Source organism: Okeania sp., assembly GCF_983059655.1.
Window position 1 is genome coordinate 1 of record NZ_CEZPJD010001033.1, and the last position, 2,334, is coordinate 2,334.

At 36.7% G+C, this 2,334-nt stretch carries 3 protein-coding genes; 1 reads left to right on the forward strand and 2 read right to left on the reverse strand.

Annotated elements, in window-relative coordinates:
* Window positions 1–468 (reverse strand): NAD(P)/FAD-dependent oxidoreductase (locus tag AC3DU7_RS31465; protein ID WP_488043162.1); only part of this gene is annotated, 468 nt, incomplete at its 3' end.
* A 993-nt stretch (window positions 469–1,461) separates the two neighbouring features.
* Window positions 1,462–1,584, reverse strand: a complete 123-nt coding sequence (locus tag AC3DU7_RS31470; RefSeq protein WP_293070896.1) for a hypothetical protein — start codon at window positions 1,582–1,584, stop codon at window positions 1,462–1,464.
* Window positions 1,585–1,602: 18 nt separating this feature from the next.
* Here AC3DU7_RS31470 and AC3DU7_RS31475 point away from each other — a divergent pair, with 18 nt between their 5' ends.
* Window positions 1,603–2,220 (forward strand): DNA-3-methyladenine glycosylase, encoded by a 618-nt coding sequence (locus tag AC3DU7_RS31475; protein ID WP_488043163.1) that lies wholly within the window; start codon window positions 1,603–1,605, stop codon window positions 2,218–2,220.
* The last annotated feature ends 114 nt before the right edge of the window (window positions 2,221–2,334 follow it).

Here is a 2,334-nt window from a genome sequence, read left to right on the forward strand (position 1 = left end):
GATTTTTTGTTCTGGTGACTGAGCAACTGTTGCTGTTATTTGATGCCAATAGGTGAGAAATTTTGATATAGGTTTGACAGGAATACTATATTCTCTTGCTCCGGGTACAGTTAAGCTAGCGGGAGTACTGCCAATATCAATGGATAGTACATCAAAAGTTACAGGTGGACGGTTAGCGCAAATTACCTGATTTTTTTCCAAGTCTAAACCAATGGCGCGGTCTACAAATATCCTAGCTCCGGCAAATTTGGCGAGGGGACGCAGGTCAATATGACATTGATCGAAAGTATATAAACCTGCCACATATCCAGGTAGCATCCCAGAATAGGGAGTATGATATACATCTGTAATTAGGGTTAATCTTACTCCTGGTATAGGGTTCATCGCAAAATTTTTAATGGCGATCGCATGGCTATGACCGCCGCCTATTAGCACTAGGTCTGTTTCTACTGGTATGGATGATTTCATTATGAATTTAGAATTTAGAATTTATAATAGGACTTACGCAGATACACTATATATAGTACTCATAACTATTGTCCAATAGTTACTGGACTCTATACACAGTGTCTTTGCATAAGTCCTGTTTAATTTAGAATTACCTCTTCTTATAAATTTTTCGGTAAGAGGGAAGAAGTAAGAAGGAAGAAGGAAGAAGTAATAAACAAATCATAAAAAAAGGCAAAACAATCAAACGAAATAGGTTGATTATAGGATGGAGCGGTTATTTTTAGGCATAATTTTCAGCCTTTTTTTTGTAGCATTCTTTTTTCATGCTTGGTTTAATTAAAATTAAAAAAAGCAGATAAAAAAGATAAAAATAGTGAGTTAAATTGAAGCTTAGTTCGAGCATCAAGCCCAAGATTTTTCCTTTAAATTTAAAAATTAAATATCAGTAGTAAAACTGATTTTATATATCATAATTATGGAGCATTAAATCTTTATAAGTAGAGAATTTATTTTACAGCAGATTCCACTTTGATGAGATACACCCATCGTGGGCAAGATGCCCGCACTTGAATTCATTTAATTGTTAATATCTCTACTTCATGTACTTGGAATCTGCTGTAATTTCCGATCTATTAGGTAATAAAAAATGGGAATTAGAGTTGGTAAAAAATAGAAATTCTTGGACAGACTACTATCCTGCCCAAGAAATATAATAAATTATCAAAAATTGAAAAATTCAAACATTCTATCGCTACCGCGATCGCCTACTTAGGGGTTGCGCTCATAAAGCGAAAAGTCAGGACAGCTAAGGTAATGAAGCTTTTTATATTCAGTTTATCTCCTAGTTATTGGCTCTTATTTCTCTCAAAATACTGAAATTCAAGAAAATTTCTTCACATAAAATGGCCGAAATCGTTGCCTGTTTCTCCACAAATCGACCCGTCTCCGAGTCTCCGCGTCTCCGCGTCCCCGTGTCCTACCCCATCAACCAATTTTTTCAGCAAGCCCTATTTAGTGGGCACAACCATTTCCATGATAATCGTCAGTATCATAGAATCCATTCTTAGTGCCAAAGAATAGACAACCAATACTAAACAACACAGTTAATCCAATTAAAATTAATTTGATATCCATAATGACAAGCTCCTTTATATGAATTTAACTCAAACAAATGAAATTATAGACAATACTTGGCTAGAACGCCCATCTCCCGAAGTTGCCCAAGATTTAATAGGCTGTACTTTAGTGCGACAGATGTCCAATGACAAAATTATCCGTAGCACCATCGTAGAAACCGAAGCTTATGCACCAGGAGACCCTGCTTGTCACGCTTATCGCAGTCGTACTCCACGAAATGCTGTGATGTTTGGCCCTCCAGGAATGAGCTACGTTTATCTCATTTACGGAATGTACCACTGTTTAAATATTGTGACAGATGCAGATGGGGTTCCTAGTGTTGTCTTAATTAGAGCTTTACAATTGGAGTCTGTGCCAGATTGGTTATGGGAATATATCCCAAAAAAAAAATCAAAACCTAAAATTTCTCGTCTTGCTGCTGGCCCAGGTAAGCTTTGTCGTTTGCTGGATATTGACCTTAGTTTGAATGGTTCACCTTTGCGAGTGGGAGGACCTATGTGGTTGGAACATCGCACAAGGCAATTTCAGGAAGATTTGCAAATAGTACAAACAACTCGTATTGGCATTACGAAAGGCACTGAGTTACCGTGGCGGTGGTATTTAGCAAATTGTGATGCTGTGTCTAAAACTTAATTAGGAGTCAGGAGTCAAGAGACAGGAGACAAGAGACAGGAGAAATGGGAATGAGCGAGGAGGTAGGATTCAATAATTAATAATTAATAATTAATAATTAATAATTAATAATTA

Coding starts and splice junctions, on each gene's coding strand:
- AC3DU7_RS31470 (WP_293070896.1), bottom strand. CDS start 1,584: ATGGATATCAAATTAATTTTAATTGGATTAACTGTGTTGTTTAGTATT.
- AC3DU7_RS31475 (WP_488043163.1), top strand. CDS start 1,603: ATGAATTTAACTCAAACAAATGAAATTATAGACAATACTTGGCTAGAA.